This is a genomic window from Streptomyces sp. 8N114 (assembly GCF_052245835.1).
In the GTDB taxonomy this organism is placed as follows: Bacteria; Actinomycetota; Actinomycetes; order Streptomycetales; family Streptomycetaceae; genus Streptomyces.
In genome coordinates this window covers 329,246-347,081 of record NZ_JBQQBT010000008.1, presented here as the reverse complement: position 1 = coordinate 347,081, position 17,836 = coordinate 329,246, and the positions used below count along the sequence as shown (strand labels likewise).

Genomic DNA, 17,836 nt, shown 5'->3' with positions numbered 1-17,836 from the left:
TTTTTTTTTTTTTTCCCCCCCCCCCCCCCCCCCCACGACCCTGTGGACGGGTGCGACAGCGCGTCAGCGCTGTTGGTAGACGAGCCAGACCTGGCCCTTGTCGAAGGGCATCCGCTTGCCGTTCGACAGGGTGAAGGTGGTGTCGCCGGTCGCGCTCTTGCGCTGCCACTTCGTCTTGAACGCCTTGCCGTCGCGCAGCACGGTCGCCTCACCGCTGCCGACGGTCTTGATGTACGGGGTCTCGCCGCTGGAGTCCGGCGGCATATCGGTCTTCTGGATGATCACGGTCTTGCCGCCGAGCCGCTTCCCGGAGGTCCCCTTCGCGGGCTCGCCGTCGAAGGAGGCCAGCCAACGGCCTTCCTTCGCAGACCAGTTGAAGGTGGTCCGGGACGAGCCGTAGTCGACCGTCTGCTCGTCGGTCGGCGTCCCACCGCTCGGTTCGGCACCGAAACGGAAGCCGATGTCGTCGGCCTTGCTCGCCTTCGGCGCCTTGTCGAGGATCTTGTCGGGGAGGCCGTAGAGGTTGTGCGGGGGCTTGTTGCTGCCGCCGCGCTCGTACACGTCCGGGTAATCGTCGTGCGAGACCCCGTACAGCGGCGACTTCTTGATCTTGTCGACGACCGCCTTGCGTGCACCCGAGTAGGCGAGTGCGGGGCGCTGGAACATCTGCATCTGCTCGACGTTGTACTCGCGGGCGCTGCGCACCGGCCCCATCGTCTTGGGGTAGTGGCTGGAATAGATGGCGAACAGCCGGCCCAGTCCGCCCTCCACCTTCTCCACGCCGACGATATCGGCGTCCTCGAGCGCGGTTTGCGGGCGGGCGTCCTTATGGTTGTCGATCTTGACAGCGAGTACGGGATTCTCCTTCGCCGGAAGCCCGGTGAACGGAGAGGTGAACGCGGCCTTCCGCTCCTTGTGGGCACCCTTGGCATCGTCCTCGTACGCGGCGAACGACGGCGTCGCCACGGCTGCACACGTCAGCCCGCCGACAACAGCCAGCGCGGTCACCACCACGCGGGTTCGGCGCGGGCGTTTGCGTATCGGACCCGTCGCACCACCGGCGTCGGAGCGTGGGGTGGAGCTGCCTTCCATGAACTGGCCTCCTGTGGGGGGAACTTCTGCGGGAGAGCCCACCCCACCTCCACCCGCCCCACGACGTCAATACCCGGTGCGACGACGGAACATCCGCTCGCCGTCCCTCCAACTCCCGTACATACAGGTCCGATTGGCCTTCACATCATCTTCCGGCCGGAGCACTGACGCGGAGCGGGCCGCCCCGCGGAGGAGCCTCCGGGGGCCGTCACGTGCCGGACGGAGCGCCGGTACGGGAGTGGATGCGCCGGCAGTGAGTGATCACGGGCGCCGCGTCGGGGCGTGCCCGCACGGGGCAGCCCGCGCTCATCAGCACCTCTCGTGTGCGCTATCCGGCTGGTGTGACCGCCCTGAGCTGCGGCGCTGCGCATGTCACCGGCATCCGCACGGCACGCTGTGCGCGGCAGGCCGAGCTGCGCCTGCACCGGAAGGTCTTCCGGTGGTTCCTTGCACAGCACGCGCTTCGGGAGGTTCAGCGTGGACAGGTTGCCGATCATCTATGTGCGGGGGTACGCCGGGCCGACGGCCGGCATCGACACCGCCGTGGACGACCCCTTCTACGGGTTCAACCACGGTGCCACCCACGTACGCGTCGGCGGAGACGGCGACCCCCACTTCTACCAGTTCGAGGGCCCACTGCTGCGCTTGATGGGCGACGAGGGCTACCAGCTGCTCGTACAGGGGGACCAGCACCGGTACCTGCTCGGCGCCGCCGACGCGGCACTTCCACCGGCCTCGCTGTGGGTGTACCGGTTCTACGACCAGGCGGCGACCACCTTTCTTCCGCCTCCGCACGAGAACCTGTTCGAACGCGTCTTCAGCAAGATCCACCACCGGGTGACTGCCGACGGTTTCAACATCGAGGACGCAGCCGCCGGGCTGTACGACCTGATCACGCTGATCCGGCAGAAGACCGGCGCCCCCAAGGTCTGCCTCGTGGCCCACTCGATGGGCGGCCTCGTCGTGCGCTGCATGATGCAGAAGATCTGCTTCCAGCCCCAGGACGACGGTCGGTCCCGCCTGCCGGCGAAGGACCTGGTGGCGAAGTTCTTCACCTATGGCACCCCGCACGGCGGCATCGACTACCAGCTCGATGCCCTCGACTGGGTTCAGCAGACGTTCGGGCCGGCCGGTTCGGACATCTTCGCCCCGGAAAAGATGTACGGCTATCTTCAGCCCGGGGCGACTTTCGGGGACGTTCCCCCGCGCACGTCCCGCTTCGATCCGCAGACCGTCCCGGAGGAGGCTTTCGCCGCCGAGGACATCTTCTGTCTCGTGGGTACCAACCCCAAGGATTACGGGCTCGCCCGGCTGACCGTCGGCCCGAAGAGCGACGGCCTGGTACGCATCGACCGCGCCTACGTGCGCCGGGCACACCGTGCCTATGTCTACCGCTCTCACTCCGGCTCCTACGGAGAGGTGAATTCGGAGGAGGGCTATCAGAACCTGCGACGCTTTCTCTTCGGCCCGTGGCAGGTTCTCGTCGGCCTCGCCGACCTTCCTGCCGCCGGGGACGACGACCAGTGGCAGGCAGATATGCGCCTCGCAATCCGCGGCCTGCCGGTCATCATCAGCGAACAGCAGGCTTCCCACTGGTGCCCGATCCAACTCGGCCGAGAAATCCGGCGCCTGAGCGGAAAGACCGAACGCACCGTTCCGCTGGCCAGCACATTTCTCCTCGAACCGGCCCACGCCGAACCGGGGATTCCCTCCGACAAGAGCGCTGCACCACGAATGCGCTACAGCATCACCCTGCGCGTGTTCAAACTCGACGGACAGGACGGCCATTTCCGCTTCGCCGATCACCTCGAACAGGTCCCCGCCTGGAGCGACTCCCTCATTGTCGACATCGAGCCTGATACGAAGGAAAACGACCTCCAGGCATGGGCGGCGTGGAATTCCATGGTCGAGGGCTCCAGCGACAGCTTCGACCCCATCACCGAGGGCCTGCCCACGGCACAGCGTCAGCCGGTGGCAATGGAGGCGGAGGGCAGGGACTACTTCTGCCACATCGACTTGCCTCACACGGCTCGAACCCTCCCCGTGCTCGGTGCAGACGCCAGGGTGAAGATTCACGTTCGCGACCGCCGAGCCGGACGGTGAGCGCCGTGGTCGGCGGTGCGGTGAGCGAGGGCATGCCACCCGGTCGCGGGTCGCATGGGGCGTGTCAGCCCTCACCTGCCCAGCGCAGCAGTTCGCCGACCGGCAGCGTGTTGACGACACGCTCGGCAGGCACGCCGCACTCGGCCGCCCGGACACAGCCGCCTGACTGCCAGTCGAGCTGACCGGGGGCGTGAGCGTCGGTGTCGATGGCGAAGTGCACTTGGGCGTCGAGGGCCTGCCGCAGCAATCGGCGCGGCGGATCGCTGCGCTCCGGGCGGCAGTTGATCTCCACTGCCGTGCCGGATTCCGCGCAGGCGGCGAAGACCTCCTCCGCGTCGAACTCCGACTCCGGTCGCTGCCTTCCCGACAGCAGCCGCCCGGTGCAGTGTCCGAGAACGTCCACCAGAGGATTACGGACAGCGCGGACCATGCGCCGCGTCATCTGTTCCCTGGGCATCCGCAGTACGGAGTGCACCGAAGCCACCACCACATCGAGCCTGGCCAGCAGCTCTTCCTCCTGATCGAGGGTGCCGTCCTCCAGAATGTCGCACTCGATGCCGGTCAGGAGCCGGAAGGGCGACAGCTGCTCGCTCACCTGCGCGACCACCTCCAGCTGCGCGCGCAGCCGGTCCGCGGACAGGCCGCCTGCGATCGTCAGCCGCGGCGAGTGGTCCGTGAGCACCGCCCACTCGTGCCCGAGCGCCTTCGCCGTCGCGGCCATCTCCTCGATGGAGCTGCCGCCGTCGGACCAGTCAGAGTGCAGATGACAATCGCCGCGCAGCGCCGCCCGCAACTCCCGTGCCGCCTCGGGCAGCGGGGCCTCCTGCGCCGACTCGGCCTCCAGCTTCGCCAGGTAGCGCGGTACGTCGCCCTCCAGCGCCTCCCGTACGACCTGCGCGGTGCTGGGCCCTACACCCTTCAGCGATTCCAGCGAGCCGGCCGCCGCGCGTTCCTCGGCCTCGCCCGGCGGGAGCCCGGCCAGCACCTGCGCGGCCGTACGGAAAGCGCGTACGCGGTACGTCGGGGCCTGAGCGCGCTCCAGCAGGAACGCGATCCGCTCCAGGGCCACCTGCGGCTCCGACATGTGCACCTTCCCGGTCCGCGCCGCTTGTTTTCCGGTCACATCCGACGGTAAGGGGGTGCCCCTTCCGGAAGCGTGCGGACTGCGGGTGCTTTGTGGCTTGACGCGCAGTTCCCCGCGCCCCTGACGGGGCGCTCCCCATGCCGGGTGCGCTGCGTGAGGGAGGCGTGACACACCGCGCTGGAACCGCCCCGCAGGCTGCGTTCGCATGCGCGGCTTGGCCGGATCTACGCTGGTATTACCTGCTCGGGAGCACCGGGATGGTAGGTGCCGTCATGGTCCAAGTACTGATAGCTGTCATCGTCGTCGTGGCCGCGCTGGCGGCCCTGGGTCTTCTGTCAGCGATCCGCATCATCAAGCAGTACGAGCGTGGTGTCGTGCTGCGCTTCGGGCGCCTGCTCCGGGAGGTTCGGGGGCCCGGGCTGACGCTGATCGTTCCTGGTGTCGACCGACTGCGCAAAGTGAACATGCAGATCGTCACCATGCCGGTGCCTGCCCAGGAGGGCATCACCCGGGACAACGTGACTGTGCGCGTGGACGCGGTCGTCTACTTCAAGGTGGTGGAACCGGCCGACGCGGTCATCCGGGTCGAGAACTACCAGTTCGCCGTCTCGCAGATGGCCCAGACGTCGCTGCGGTCGATCATCGGAAAGAGCGACCTGGACGATCTGCTCTCCAACCGGGAGAAGCTCAACCAGGGGCTGGAGCTGATGATCGACAGCCCGGCCGTCGACTGGGGCGTGCAGATCGACCGGGTGGAGATCAAGGACGTGTCGCTGCCGGACACCATGAAGCGGTCCATGGCCCGCCAGGCCGAGGCCCACCGTGAACGCCGGGCGCGCGTCATCAACGCGGACGCGGAGCTCCAGGCGTCGAAGCGGCTGGCGGAAGCGGCCCAGCAGATGTCCGTGCAGCCCGCGGCTCTGCAACTCCGGCTGCTCCAGACCATCACGGCTGTAGCGGCCGAGAAGAACTCCACCCTCGTGCTTCCCTTCCCCGTCGAGCTCCTGCGCTTCCTGGAACGGGCACAGCAGCCCGACGCCGAGGACACCGACACCTCCGAAACCGGCGCCGGCCCCTCCAGGGCCGAGGCGGCACTGGCTGCCGCAGCCGGAGAGCCGGAGACGGCCGCGTACGGTCACGGCGCAGGGCGTGGGGCGGAGCAGGAGATCGCTCCCACGTTCCGGCCCGCCGCCAGTGGATCCCGTCGTAGGACGGCAGCGGAGCCCGCAGCCCCCTTCGCCGGACCGCTGCCGCCGGACCCGTCCACTCCGCTCCGCGACCCGGCCATGGCGCTGCCGGAACTGCAGGTGACGGGCCTTCCCACGGCGGAGGACGTCGCGGCCCGGCACGCCGGCGATTCTCGTGAGCGCCGACAGGACGAGGACCTGCAGAGCGAGACCCGGCAGAAGGAGTCCACCCACTCCGGCCGCAGCAGGCGCCGCCACCCCGGTAAGGAGGCCTGACAGTCTCCCCTCGGAGGGAGTGCAGCAGCCGGTCGTGAGCAGCATGGCGCCGGCTGCTGGTTCCTTCAATCAAGAGCCACCAGCCGATCGGCCCACGGCACGGCTCTCCGAGCTGTCCTCCGCTCTCTCCTCGTCTCTCCCCCTCGTCCAGTTGGCGGCGGCCGCGGTTTGTGCGGGGCTGGGCGGAGTGATTCATGGAGTCGGACCCGGCCACCTGTGCTCCGGCGGCACGGGAGCACGGAGAGCCGTGAGGATGTCGGCGGGTCCGTCCGGACACGAGGAGGCGCTGAGGGATGCCGGAGTTCGACCGCGGGCCGACGGCCCAGTTCGCCGAGCTGTTCGCGCAGGTGCCCGACCCGCCCGTCCGATCGGCGTTCTGGTACGACTGGGGGCCGGTCTTCTACCGTGGCCGGCTCGACAGCTCGGCCCGCGTGCTGGTCGTGGCTTCGGACCCGGGACCGACCGAGCGGATCGCCGGGCGCAGCCTGGTCGGCAACGCCGGTCAGCGGGTACAGGGCTTCCTCACCAAACTGGGACTGACCCGCTCCTACGTCTGCCTGAACGCGTGGGCGTACGCGGTGCATCCGAGCCAGGCGTTCGCGATGAAGGACCGTCTGGACGATCCGGCACAGACGCAGTGGCGCAACGCGGTCTTCGACCGGGCGACGGACCCGACGCTGGAGGCCGTCGTCGCGATGGGGTTCATGGCCCGGGAGGCAGTGCGGCTGTGGGCGACCCGGCCGCAGGCCACGCTCGTCGAGGTCCCCCACCCGTCCAGCCATGACGAGGAGGAACTGCTCGACGCATGGCGCGATGCCGTCACACAGCTGCGTCCGATCGTGACGCCGGACGACGACGGCGACAACACCGGACCCAACTACGGAGCCGACTTCGCGGAGTCCGACTACAGCCCCGTCCCCCGGCACGACCTGCCCTTCGGTGCGCCTGCGTTCCTGGGCGACGACGCCTGGGTACGCGCCAAGCCGAGCGGAGCGCAGAACTCCGTCAGCCGCCCGACGCCGGACGACGGTCACACGCTGGTCTGGAAGGCACCGGGCTGATGGCGCTCGTACTCCGCGGCACGGTCGTCACCTTCGACGACGACCACCGGATTCTCGACCCCGGCGCCGTGTACGTCGGCGACGACGGCCGGCTGGCCGCGGTGCGGTCGGCCGAGCAGGACCCGCCCGCGGGGTTCTCCGGCGCGCCGCGGATCGACACGGACGGGCTGATCCTCCCGGGCCTGATCGACCTCCACAACCACATCGGCTACAACACGCTTCCGCTGTGGGAGGCGGTCGGCGTCCCGTACCCGCACCACGACCGCTGGGTCAAGGAGGACGAGCCGCCCGACTACTCCACGTCGGTCACCTGGCCCGCCAAGGTGCTCCAACAGGCCGCGCCCGAGGCGCTGGTCAAATACGTCGAGGTCAAAGCGCTGATCGGCGGGACCACGGCCATCCAGGGAGCCCCACACTCCACGCGCCCGGTCGACGGCTGGCTGCTGCGGATCGTCGACAACGAGAAGCTGCCGTCGGGCACCGACATGGTGATGACCGCGGCGCTCCAGCTCGATGCCGACGAGCTGCGCGACAAGCGGGCTGACAAGCTCGACGGCACCCGCGTGCTGATCTACCACGTCGCGGAGGGCAGGCGTGGCTCGACCGTCCACGACGAGTTCGAGGATCTCGAGCCGTGTCTGAAGCCGGGCTTGATCGGCGTGCACAGCACCGCGCTGACCGCCGCCGACTTCGCGATGTGGCAGGACGCGGTGGCGGCGGTCAACAGGGCGGAGAGGGGGACGGTCGTATGGTCGCCGTTCTCCAACTACTGGCTCTACCACGAGACGACGAACGTGGTGGAGGCGGACAAGAAGGGGCTGCGGATCGCGCTCGGCTCCGACTGGTCGCCGTCGGGGACCAAACATGTGCTCGGCGAGCTCAAGGTCGCCGACGCCGTCAACCGTCACGAATTTGGCGGGCGCTTCAGCGACCGGGAGCTGTGCGACATGGTGACCGCGAACCCCGGCGATGCGCTGGCGACCGCCTGGGGGCCGCAGGTGGGGCGGCTGCGCCGGGGCAGCGCCGCGGATCTGCTCGTACTCGAACGCCACGATCCGACGCAGGATGTGTACCGCAGTCTGATCGACGCGACCGAGCGCCACGTACGGCTGGTGCTGGTGCGCGGCCGGCCGTTCTACGGGACGCCTGGGCTGATGACCGCCGCCGGGGCGACACACACCGACACCCTCACGGTGGCCGGGCTCAAGCGCCGGGTGGCGGTGCGTCAGCCGGACCGGAGCGACGCCAAGCTCGACTGGCCCGGCGTCAAACGCGCGCTGGAGAAGGTACGGACCGACCCGGTGGCCGCCTGGCGCGCCGCGCAGGACGCCCTCGCGGACTGGGGCGGGCCGCTGGACGATCCCGAAGCGCCGCTCGTCCTGTTCGGCGACATGCCGGAAGGCGATACAGGAGCGCTCGCCGCCGCGGGCGAGGTCCCGCCGGACCTGGTCGTCCCACGCCTGGACCCGCTGACCCACGACGCGACCTACTTCGCCGCAGTGGCCCGCAGCGGTGTGCCCGAGCTCCAGCACCTCGCGAGGTACTACGCATGAGCGCGACAGTGGCGCAGCCGTCCCGGACGCTGCCGGAGTCGATCGCGCTCGACGCGTTCATGGACCGGGCCGCCGCCGACCCGCTGCCGCTCGCGGACCGCTATCAGTTGGTGGCCGCCGCCCGGACACTGCTGGAGGAGCTGTACGTCCACCTTCCGCTCAAGCGGGCGATGCACGCCATCGATCCGGTCCAGCGCCTCCGGCTGCTCGAACGCCGCCTCCGTCCGCTCAGCGAACCGCAGTTCCACGCCGAGCTCGCGGGTGTCTTCCGCGAACTGCGCGACCTGCACACCGTCTACCAGCTGCCCGACCCGTACCGAGGTCATGTGGCGACGCTGGGCTTCCTCGTCGAGCGCTGTACCGACCCCGACGGGACGCCGCACCACATCGTCTCCAAGATCGACCGTTCACTGGCGCATGCGGGATTCGACGTCGGCGCCGAGCTGGAGACCTGGAACGGCGTTCCGATCGAGCGCGCGATCGAACGGAACGCAGCCGCCCAGGGGGGCTCCAACCCGGACGCACGGCTGGCGCGCGGACTGGAGTCGCTGACGCTGCGCTCGTTGCGCACCGGTCCCCCGCCCGACGAGCACTGGGTGCTGCTGTCCTACCGCACCCGCGCCGGGCGCCGCCGCGAGACGCGAATCCCGTGGCGGGTGCGTGCCGCCGAGTGGCGCGCGGGGCGTGCGCAGGACCCGGTGCCCACGCTGGCGACGAGCCTCGGCATCGACGCCGGCAACGAAGCCACGCGCCAGATCAAGCGCGCGCTGTTCGCGCCGTCCCAGGCGCGGCGTCCGTCCGCGCGGGCGCTCCGCGGTGTCGTCGCCTACCGGACGCTGCGGATCCGCAGCCGTTCGTACGGGTACCTGCGTATCTACTCCTTCAACGTCTCAGGCGCGCGGCTGTTCGCGGAGCGGGTGGCGCGGATGGTGGCGCGAGCTCCGGCGGGAGGGCTGATCGTGGACATCCGTGGCAATCCGGGGGGCCATGTCCCGGCGGCGGAGTCCGTGTTGCAGGTCCTGAGCGAGCACCCCGTCGCCCCCGTGAGCTTCTCCCTGCCGACCACGGGCGCCGCGCTCGCGCTGGCGCGGTCCAACCCCGGCTTCCGCACCTGGACGAGCTCGATCCGCGCCGCCGTGGAGACCGGAGAAGCGCACTCGCAGGGCTTCCCGCTCACCGACCCCGAAGCGATCACCGCCGGTCTGCCGCGCTGCACCGGTCCGAAAGTCCTGATCACCGACGCGCTGTCCTACTCGGCCGCCGACATCTTCGCCGCCGGCTTCCAGGACAACGGCCTCGGCCCCGTCCTCGGGACCGCCCGGCAGACCGGCGCAGGCGGCGCCAATGTGTGGACACACGAACTGCTGCGCGTCTGGCTGCCCGAACTCCTCGGCGAGCTGCCCCGCGGCGCCGGGTTCCGCGTCGCGCTCCGGCGCGCCACCCGGGCACGCGGCAACATCGACATGCCACTGGAGGACCTCGGCGTACAGGCCGACGAACTGCACCGGTTGACCGAGCGCGACATCACCGGGCGCAACCAGGACCTGCTGGCGGCAGCCGCCGCGCTGCTGGCCTGAAACCGCCGAACCGCCGTACCGGCGCACCCGGACCTCTGTGCCCCGCTGCCTCGGTGCGCCGGTGTCCCGGGCAAGGGGGAGCGTCTCCCCCAGGCTAGAGTCTCCGACCAGGCCAGACGTGCGGACCGACGCCGCCCGCGGCGGCTCGTACCGCATCGGCATGGACGGCACGGAAAGCTCAGGAGCAGCGCGGACGATGGACTACCAGGCAGTGCTCGACGAGGTCGCGGACGCTGTGGCACCCCAGATCGGCCGCGGGCAGGCAGCGGGGTACATCCCGGCACTGGCCGAGGTGGACCTGGGCGGGTTCGGCATGGCCCTCGCGGATGTGGACGGCTCGGTCACCGGCGTCGGCGACTGGCAGGTGCCCTTCTCCGTACAGAGCATCTCCAAGGCGTTCGGCCTGGCGCTGGTGCTCGCCCAGGACGGCGAAAGCCTGTGGGGGCGAGTGGGGCGGGAGCCGTCCGGCACTCCGTTCAACTCCCTGGTGCAGCTGGAGTACGAGAACGGCATCCCGCGCAACCCCTTCATCAATGCGGGCGCGCTGGTGGTCACCGACCGGCTGCAGTCGCTGACCGGTGACGCCAGCGCTGCCATGCTGGACTTCCTGCGCACCGAGAGCGGCAACCCGGAGGTCGCCTTCGATCCGGGGGTGGCCTCTTCGGAGTCCGAGCACGGTGACCGCAATGCTGCGCTCGCGCACTTCATGGCCAGCTACGGCAACCTCGACAACCCCGTGCAGACGGTGCTGGACCACTACTTCCGGCAGTGCTCGATCGCCATGAGCTGCCGCGATCTGGCCCTGGCCGGCTCCTTCCTCGCCCGCCACGGGCTGGGCACGGACGGCTCCCGGCTGCTGGCGGAGCGCGAGGCCAAGCGGATCAACGCGGTCATGCTCACCTGCGGAACGTACGACGCGGCGGGCGACTTCGCGTACCGGGTGGGACTTCCCGGCAAGAGCGGCGTCGGCGGCGGCATCCTCGCGGTGGTCCCGGGCCGGTGCACGCTGTGCGTGTGGAGTCCCGGCCTCGACATGCGGGGCAACTCGGTGGCCGGGGTCGCGGCACTGGACGCCTTCACCTCACTGACCGGCTGGTCGGTATTCTGAGCACGCGCTTCCGCTCGGCGGAGCAGCTCATTCGCGGCCGTCGAGCGAGAGGTGAGGAACGGAACAGACACCACACCGCACGACGGACGACCTCATCGCGCTGCTCGACACCGCCGACCAACTGCCGGAGGCCGAGGAGCTGCGCGCACTCTCGTACGAACTGATCGCCGTCGCCCGCGGCCGGTTCCCGGAGGCGGACTTCCGGATCGCGGGGGCGTCCGAACTGCCGATGTTCGTGGCAGCGGCGACCGCACCCCGTTGAGCGGGCGGCGGTACCCGGTGGGCGTCAGCTCCCGTACTGCTTGGTGTCCGGGTGCTCGATGAGCAGCACGTGGGCGGCCTTCTCCGCTACGGGACGGTGCCGCATCCCCTTGGGGACGACGAAGAGTTCGCCCGCTTTCAGCACCACCGGGTCCCGCCCTTCCAGCTGGATCTGGAAGGTGCCGTCCCAGCACAGGAACAGCTCGTCCTCGTCGTGGTAGTGCCAGGGAAACTCGCCTTCCAGTCGTGCGAGACGGACGACGGTGGTGTCGTTCACCATTGCCAGGTTCCGCTGCTGGAAGGGCCCCGGGAGCGCGGCTGCAGCCTCGGGCACCGATACCGCGGCGGAATGGCTCAGGTCCTCATGTCGTGTGGTCATGCTGTGATCCTCGCCGCCCTTGTGGCCGGACCACAGAGCCAATACGCCATGATTGGTCCACGGGGCGAACCAATCACCTCGTCCGCGCCCCGCCCGGACGGAAAGAACGCGATCATGCCGATGGGACCAGCCGAGCTGGCCGACCGCCTGGGCCGGTGGTCGGCCGGCCGCGGACCGCTGTATCTCCTGCTCGCCGCACGGCTGCGGCGCCTGGTCGACGAAGGTGAACTGCCGGCCGGCACCGCACTGCCACCCGACCGGACGCTGGCGTCCACGCTCGCGGTGGGACGCGGAACCGTCGTGGCCGCGTATGAACAGCTGAGTCTGGAGGGCCGGATCGTCCGGCGCCGGGGAAGCGGTACGCGAGTTGCCGGGCCGTCGCGTCCTGGGCCCCGCGAGACCACGAACGCGCCGGTCTTCCTCCACCTGCTGGAGCCTCAGGACGACGACGTGATCCTCCTGGCGTGCGCCGCACCCGCCTCGCCTCCGCCGGCGCTGCTGACGGCCTACGAGCGGGCGCTGCCCCGGCTGGCCACCGTGACGAGCGGCATCGGATACCACCCGTCGGGCCACTGGCAGCTGCGCGGCGCTGTCGCGGACCACTACACGCGCCGCGGCGTACGTACCGACCCGGAGCAGGTCCTGATCACCAACGGCGGTCAGCAGGCCCTCTCCCTGCTCGCCCGCGCCTTCGTCCAGCCCGGCGGCACGGTGCTCGTCGAGGCCCCCACCTACCCCGGCGCGTTGGAGGCTTTCCGTGAGCATGCCGCGTCCTTGGAGACGCTTCCCGTCGGCCTGGACGGCTTCGAAGCGCGGGTCCGTACTTGCGGTCGCCGCCCGGAGCTCGCCTACCTCGTGTCCACCCATCACAATCCGACCGGGAGCGTGCTGCCGCCGCTGGCACGCCGACGGCTCGCCGCAGCGGCCGCCGCCGCGGACGTGCCGCTGGTCGACGACGAAGTCCTCGCCCACCTCGCCTTTGCCGGACAGGACGTGCCTCCTCCGCTCGCGGCGTTCGGCGACGCGGTGATCTCGGTGGGCTCGCTCAGCAAGAGCGTCTGGGGTGGGCTGCGCGTCGGCTGGATACGGGCCGAGCGGTCCGTCATCAACCGGCTCGCCCGGCTCCGAGCGGTACATGACCTCGGCGGGGACTTCTCCGCCCAACTCGTCGCCACCGAACTGCTGCCCCAGCTGGAGACCCTGTGTCAGGACTCAGCGGCAGACCGTCAGGCCCGCCATGATCTCCTGCGCGCCGAGCTGGCGCGACGGCTGCCGCAATGGCAGGTCCCCGCCGTCACCGGCGGTCACACCCTGTGGGTGCGCCTCCCCCACGGTGACGGCGACTCCTTCGCGCAGACGGCGCTCCGCCACGGCGTCGCGGTGCTGCCCGGCAGCGGACTGGACGCGGCAGGGGGCAGCGGGGAGTTCATCCGCATCCACTTCTGTGCAGCGCCCGACACGCTGACGGAAGCGGTGCACCGCTTGGCCACGGCCTGGCACACCTACGGGGGTGAACCCGGCCGGAACATCCCGGGCCCCCGTGCGATGGCGATCTGACGCTCGAAGAGCTTGGGGGAGCAGGGCCGGCAAGCGCAGCACCCCATGCCTGGTACGCAGGACCGGCCCGGCCTCGGTCAGTTGTCGGTGGGCGTGTGGCCCGGGGCTCCGGCTCGCAGGCCGTCCAGCACCAGGTCCAGGAGGCGGCCGGCCCGAGCCTGCCAGTCGTCGTGCGGGTCGATCTGCCACAGCCCCGCGATGGCGAGGAGGAAGTCCTGCGGGGTCACTCCGGGACGGATGGTGCCGGCCCGCTCGTTCGCCTCCAGGAGGACGGTGACGGCCTGGGTCACCGGTCCGTGACCGAGTTCGGCCAGCGTTCCTCGTGGGTTGGTGGTGGCCGTGCGCAGGGCTTCGGCCAGTCCCGCCTTGGCCAAGGCGTACTGGGCAAGCCGGTCCATCCACTCACGCAGTGCCTGGTCCGGCGGCCGGGTGCGGAGCAACTGCTCCGCCGCTTCGGCGACTTGCTGCACCTCGTAGCGGTAGACCTCCAGGACCAGGGCCTCGCGGCTGGGAAAGTTGCGGTAGAAGGTTCCCTGGCCGACGCCCGCCTTTTTCGCGATGGCGCTCAGCGGCGCGTCCGCCGCGTGCGTCAGCTCCGCGAGCGCCACCTCAAGAATGCGTTCACGGTTGCGCTGGGCGTCCGAGCGCAGCCGGGCGCCCGGCTTCTTGTGCCGCACTCGTCCTCCTTCCGTCGTCTTCCGCCCCCGGAGCAGAACTGCGGTGGATCAGACGGGGTGTTGCGGATCTCCCTTGCGAAGCGGACAACTGTCCTCTACGTTCATGAAGGTAGAGCGGACTGTTGTCCGTTTCCTGACCTCTCACCATAGCGGCGGACGTCCGGGCGACGGGCCACTGTCCGTCCACGGCCTCGCCGCACCGCGCAGATTCTCCGCGTACCGCCCTCGCGAAAGAAGCCGCCCATGGCTCCAGCCACCGCAAGCGTGATCACTTTGACCATCAACGGAGCACCGCACACGCTGACCGTCGACCACCGCAGCACCCTGCTCGACGTACTGCGCGAGCGCCTCGATCTCACCGGTACGAAGAAGGGCTGCGACCAGGGACAGTGCGGTGCTTGCACGGTCCTGGTCGACGGCCGCCGTATCGTCTCCTGTCTGCAACTCGCGATCGCCGCCGAAGGCTGCGCCGTCACCACCATCGAAGGCGTCGCGGACGGCGAGCAGCTGCACCCGGTGCAGCAGGCGTTCCTCGACCTCGACGGATTCCAGTGCGGCTACTGCACCCCCGGGCAGATCTGTTCGGCGCTCGCCGTACTCGACGAGCACGCGGCGGGCTGGCCGAGCGCCGCCACCGACGACGTACGGCCCGAGGCGGGACCGCCCGCTCTGACGCCGGAGGAGATCCGGGAGCGCATGAGCGGCAACCTGTGCCGGTGCGGTGCCTACGTCTCGATCGTCCAGGCTGTCGCACAGGCCGCACAGCACACGACCGCCGGACAGTCCGCCGAGAACCCGAAGGAGCCCGCCGCGTGAGGGAGTTCAGCTACGAGCGCGCCACCGAGGTCAGCGGCGCCGTCGCCCTGCTCGACGCGGACCCTGACGCACGCTACCTGGGCGGCGGCACCAATCTCGTCGATCTGATGAAGGCCGGCGTGGAGCGCCCGGGGCGCCTCGTCGACGTACGCGAACTGCCGCTGGGCCGCATCGAGTCGACCAACGACGGCGGACTGCGCATCGGCGCCACGGTCACCAACAGCGAGCTGGCCGCCCACCCGGAGGTACGGCGCCGCTACCCGGCGCTGGCGCAGGCCGTACTGGCTGGAGCCTCCGGGCAGCTGCGCAACATGGCGACGGTCGGCGGCAATCTCCTCCAGCGCACCCGCTGCGCCTATTTCACCGACACCTCGCTCCCCTGCAACAAGCGTGCGCCCGGCTCCGGCTGCCCGGCCATCACCGGCGAGCACCGCAACCACGCGATCCTCGGCGCCTCCGCGCACTGCGTGGCCGTCCACCCGTCCGACATGGGCGTCGCGCTGGCCGCGTTCGACGCCGTCGTCTCGTACGAGAGCGCCGCGGGCGGCGGGGAGATACCCCTCGCCGACTTCTATCTGCCGGTGGGCGACACCCCGCACCGGGAGACCGCGCTGCCGCCCGGCGCGCTGATCACCGCCGTCACGCTGCCACCCGCTCCGGTCGCCGCGCACTCGCGCTACCGCAAGGTCCGTGAACGGGCCTCCTACGCCTTCGCCATCGGCTCGGTGGCCGCCGCGCTCGACGTCGCCGACGGCGTGGTCCGCGATATCCGGCTGGCCTTCGGTGCCGTCGCGTCCCGTCCGTGGCGAGCCACGACCGCCGAGCGGGTGCTGCGCGGGCAGCCCGCCGTCGGCGCGGCCTTCGCCGAGGCCGCCGACGCCGAGCTGGCCGCAGCGCAGGTACTCGAGCAGAACGCCTACAAGGTGCCCCTGATCCGCAACCTCGTCGTCACCCTGCTCACCGAACTGGCCGAGGAGACCGCCCGATGACCACCACGGCACAGCCCCCGACCGTCGGGGCAGCGCACACCCGCGTCGAGGGCCGGGAGAAGGTGACCGGCGCAGCCCGCTACGCGAGCGAGCAGCCCTTCGATCAGCTCGTGCACGGCTGGCTGGTCCTCTCGACCGTCGCGCGTGGGCGCGTCCGCAAGGTGGGCGAGGAGGCCGTACGTGCCATGCCCGGCGTGCTGGCCGTGCTGCACCACGGCAACGCGCCCCGCGTGGCGACCGACTACGTCTCCATGCTCGGCGGGCCCGACCCCACCGTCGCGGTCTTCCAGCACGACCGGATCCCGCATGCGGGCTGGCCCGTGGCGCTGGTGGTCGCCGAGACGCCCGAGCAGGCGCGGGAGGCGGCCGAATCGCTCGTGGTCGAGTACGACGAGGAGCCGCACGATGTCGCTTTCGACGCCGACCGGCCCGGCAGCTACGTCCCCGACGACGGCAACGCGGTGCTGACCAAGGGAGACCTGGAGGCCGAACTGGCCGCCTCCGCCGTGGTGGTGGACGCCTCCTACACCACTCCGGAGCAGCACCACAGTGCCATGGAGCCGCACGCCGCCACCGCCCGCTGGGAGGGGGGACGGCTGGAGGTCTTCGACTCCAACCAGGGCTCCATGTGGGTGGCGGACGAGCTCGCCAAGCTGTTCTCGCTGGACCCGTCCTCGGTGAGGGTGCGCTCCGAGCACATAGGCGGCGCGTTCGGCTCCAAGGGCGTACGGCCGCACCAGGTGGCCGCGGCGATGGCGGCGACGGTGCTGCAACGGCCCGTGCGGCTCGCGCTGACCCGGCGCCAGACGTTCGCCGTCACCGGCTACCGCAGCCCCACCGCGCAGCGCGTCCGGCTCGGCGCGGAACCGGACGGGCGGCTGCGCGCGTTCGGGCACGAGGCGCTCAACCTCACCTCCACCCTGCGGCCGTTCGTCGAGACGAGCGCCGCCCTGGGACGGGTCCTGTACGACGCGCGGGCGCACCACACCGCGCACCGGCTTGTCGATGTGGACATGCCCACGCCGACCTGGATGCGGGCGCCCGGCGAGGCACCGGGCTCCTTCGCGGTGGAGTCGGCCCTCGACGAGCTGGCCGAGCGGCTCGGCATGGACCCGATCGCCCTGCGCGCCCGCAACGAACCGACCGTCGGGCCGCTGTCCGGGCTGCCCTTCAGCAGCCGCAATCTGCTCGGCTGCTTCGAGGAGGGAGCCCGCCGGTTCGGCTGGGCCGGGCGCGATCCGCGGCCCCGGATGCGCCGCGAGGGCCGCTGGCTGCTCGGCACCGGCACGGCTGCCGCCACCTATCCGTCCGGGGCCGCGCCCTCCACGGCTTCCGTGACGGCCGAGGCGGACGGCACCTTCACCGTACGGATCTCCGCTGCGGACGTGGGCACCGGGGCCCGCACCGCGCTCACCCTGATCGCCGCGGAAGCGCTCGATGTGGCACCCGAGCGCGTGGCCGTGCGGATCGGCGACAGCGACTTCGGACCCGCCTGGGTCGCCGGGGGCTCGATGGGCACCCGCTCCTGGGCGCTGGCCGTCACCTCCGCCGTCGGTGAGCTGCGCGGCCGGCTGGCCCTGACCGACGGCGAGATCCCGCCCGAGGGCATCACGGCCCGTACGGACACCGCCGGGCTGCTCGCCGAGCTCGCCAAGAAGGAACGGCACTCCTTCGGGGCACAGTTCGCCGAGGTCGCCGTCGACGTCACCACCGGCGAGGTGCGGGTTCGGCGCATGCTGGGCATCTTCGCCGCGGGCCGCATCGTCAACCCGCTCACGGCGCGCAGCCAGCTCGTCGGCGGGATGACCTGGGGCATCTCCATGGCCCTGCACGAGGAAGCGGTGCGGGACACGGCATCGGGCAGCCAGCTCGGCGCGGACTTCGCGGGCTATCACGTCGCCGCCAACGCGGATGTCCCCCTGATAGAGGCGGACTGGCTGGAGGACCCGATCCCCGACGACCCGGTGGGACTCAAGGGCATCGGGGAGATCGGGATCGTGGGCGTCGCCGCGGCGATCTCCAACGCGGTCTGGCATGCGACCGGCGTACGCCACCGGGATCTGCCACTGCGGCCGGACCGCGTGATCGAGGACGGCGCGTAGGTCGTGACCGGCGG

Annotated in this window: 14 protein-coding genes; 10 read left to right on the top strand and 4 right to left on the bottom strand. The window is 70.7% G+C overall.

The features are described 5' to 3' along the window. Positions 1-63: 63 nt before the first annotated feature. Positions 64-1,092 carry a DUF3048 domain-containing protein gene (locus ACTWQF_RS20150; protein WP_443280961.1) on the bottom strand — a complete coding sequence of 343 codons (1,029 nt, stop codon included), beginning with the start codon at positions 1,090-1,092 and terminating at the stop codon, positions 64-66. A 477-nt stretch (positions 1,093-1,569) separates the two neighbouring features. Between ACTWQF_RS20150 and ACTWQF_RS20145 the strand changes: the two genes are divergently transcribed. After that, positions 1,570-3,195, top strand: a complete 1,626-nt coding sequence (locus tag ACTWQF_RS20145) for an esterase/lipase family protein (RefSeq protein WP_443280960.1) — start codon at positions 1,570-1,572, stop codon at positions 3,193-3,195. A gap of 64 nt (positions 3,196-3,259) precedes the next feature. Here ACTWQF_RS20145 and ACTWQF_RS20140 read toward each other — a convergent pair whose 3' ends face one another. Then, positions 3,260-4,279, bottom strand: coding sequence for a PHP domain-containing protein (locus ACTWQF_RS20140; protein WP_443280959.1), 1,020 nt, complete (start codon positions 4,277-4,279; stop codon positions 3,260-3,262). Between the two features lie 272 nt (positions 4,280-4,551). Here ACTWQF_RS20140 and ACTWQF_RS20135 point away from each other — a divergent pair, with 272 nt between their 5' ends. The 5 genes from ACTWQF_RS20135 to ACTWQF_RS20115 all read left to right on the top strand — a co-directional run bounded on the left by ACTWQF_RS20135 (position 4,552) and on the right by ACTWQF_RS20115 (position 11,041). After that, positions 4,552-5,742 (top strand): slipin family protein, encoded by a 1,191-nt coding sequence (locus tag ACTWQF_RS20135; protein ID WP_443280958.1) that lies wholly within the window; start codon positions 4,552-4,554, stop codon positions 5,740-5,742. 293 nt (positions 5,743-6,035) lie between these two features. Then, on the top strand, positions 6,036-6,803 hold the full coding sequence (locus ACTWQF_RS20130; protein ID WP_443280957.1) for a hypothetical protein: 768 nt from the start codon (positions 6,036-6,038) through the stop codon (positions 6,801-6,803). Next, complete coding sequence (locus tag ACTWQF_RS20125; RefSeq protein WP_443280956.1) at positions 6,803-8,356, top strand: amidohydrolase family protein; 1,554 nt, start codon at positions 6,803-6,805, stop codon at positions 8,354-8,356. Before ACTWQF_RS20130 ends, ACTWQF_RS20125 begins: the two co-directional genes overlap by 1 nt. Continuing rightward, positions 8,353-9,933 carry a S41 family peptidase gene (locus tag ACTWQF_RS20120; RefSeq protein ID WP_443280955.1) on the top strand — a complete coding sequence of 527 codons (1,581 nt, stop codon included), beginning with the start codon at positions 8,353-8,355 and terminating at the stop codon, positions 9,931-9,933. Before ACTWQF_RS20125 ends, ACTWQF_RS20120 begins: the two co-directional genes overlap by 4 nt. Positions 9,934-10,129: 196 nt before the next feature. After that, complete coding sequence (locus ACTWQF_RS20115; protein WP_443280979.1) at positions 10,130-11,041, top strand: glutaminase; 912 nt, start codon at positions 10,130-10,132, stop codon at positions 11,039-11,041. Positions 11,042-11,327: 286 nt separating this feature from the next. Here the strand turns inward: ACTWQF_RS20115 and ACTWQF_RS20110 are convergent, their stop codons facing one another. Continuing rightward, positions 11,328-11,681: a cupin domain-containing protein gene (locus ACTWQF_RS20110; RefSeq protein WP_443280954.1), complete on the bottom strand. Its 354-nt coding sequence runs from the start codon at positions 11,679-11,681 to the stop codon at positions 11,328-11,330. 114 nt (positions 11,682-11,795) lie between these two features. On the opposite strand from ACTWQF_RS20110, the gene yczR reads away from it, so the two are divergent. Further along, a complete protein-coding gene (yczR, locus tag ACTWQF_RS20105; protein WP_443280953.1) occupies positions 11,796-13,238 on the top strand; it encodes an aminotransferase class I/II-fold pyridoxal phosphate-dependent enzyme in 1,443 nt (480 codons plus the stop codon). 77 nt (positions 13,239-13,315) lie between these two features. On the opposite strand, the gene ACTWQF_RS20100 is transcribed toward yczR, so the two are convergent. After that, positions 13,316-13,915 carry a TetR/AcrR family transcriptional regulator gene (locus ACTWQF_RS20100; RefSeq protein ID WP_443280952.1) on the bottom strand — a complete coding sequence of 200 codons (600 nt, stop codon included), beginning with the start codon at positions 13,913-13,915 and terminating at the stop codon, positions 13,316-13,318. Positions 13,916-14,158: 243 nt separating this feature from the next. Between ACTWQF_RS20100 and ACTWQF_RS20095 the strand changes: the two genes are divergently transcribed. The 3 genes from ACTWQF_RS20095 to ACTWQF_RS20085 are packed head-to-tail and all read left to right on the top strand — an operon-like array spanning position 14,159 to position 17,822. Then, a complete protein-coding gene (locus ACTWQF_RS20095; RefSeq protein WP_443280951.1) occupies positions 14,159-14,731 on the top strand; it encodes a (2Fe-2S)-binding protein in 573 nt (190 codons plus the stop codon). After that, positions 14,728-15,720, top strand: coding sequence for an FAD binding domain-containing protein (locus ACTWQF_RS20090; protein WP_443280950.1), 993 nt, complete (start codon positions 14,728-14,730; stop codon positions 15,718-15,720). Before ACTWQF_RS20095 ends, ACTWQF_RS20090 begins: the two co-directional genes overlap by 4 nt. Next, positions 15,717-17,822, top strand: a complete 2,106-nt coding sequence (locus ACTWQF_RS20085; RefSeq protein ID WP_443280949.1) for a xanthine dehydrogenase family protein molybdopterin-binding subunit — start codon at positions 15,717-15,719, stop codon at positions 17,820-17,822. The genes ACTWQF_RS20090 and ACTWQF_RS20085 overlap by 4 nt, the downstream gene beginning before the upstream one ends. Positions 17,823-17,836: the final 14 nt, after the last annotated feature.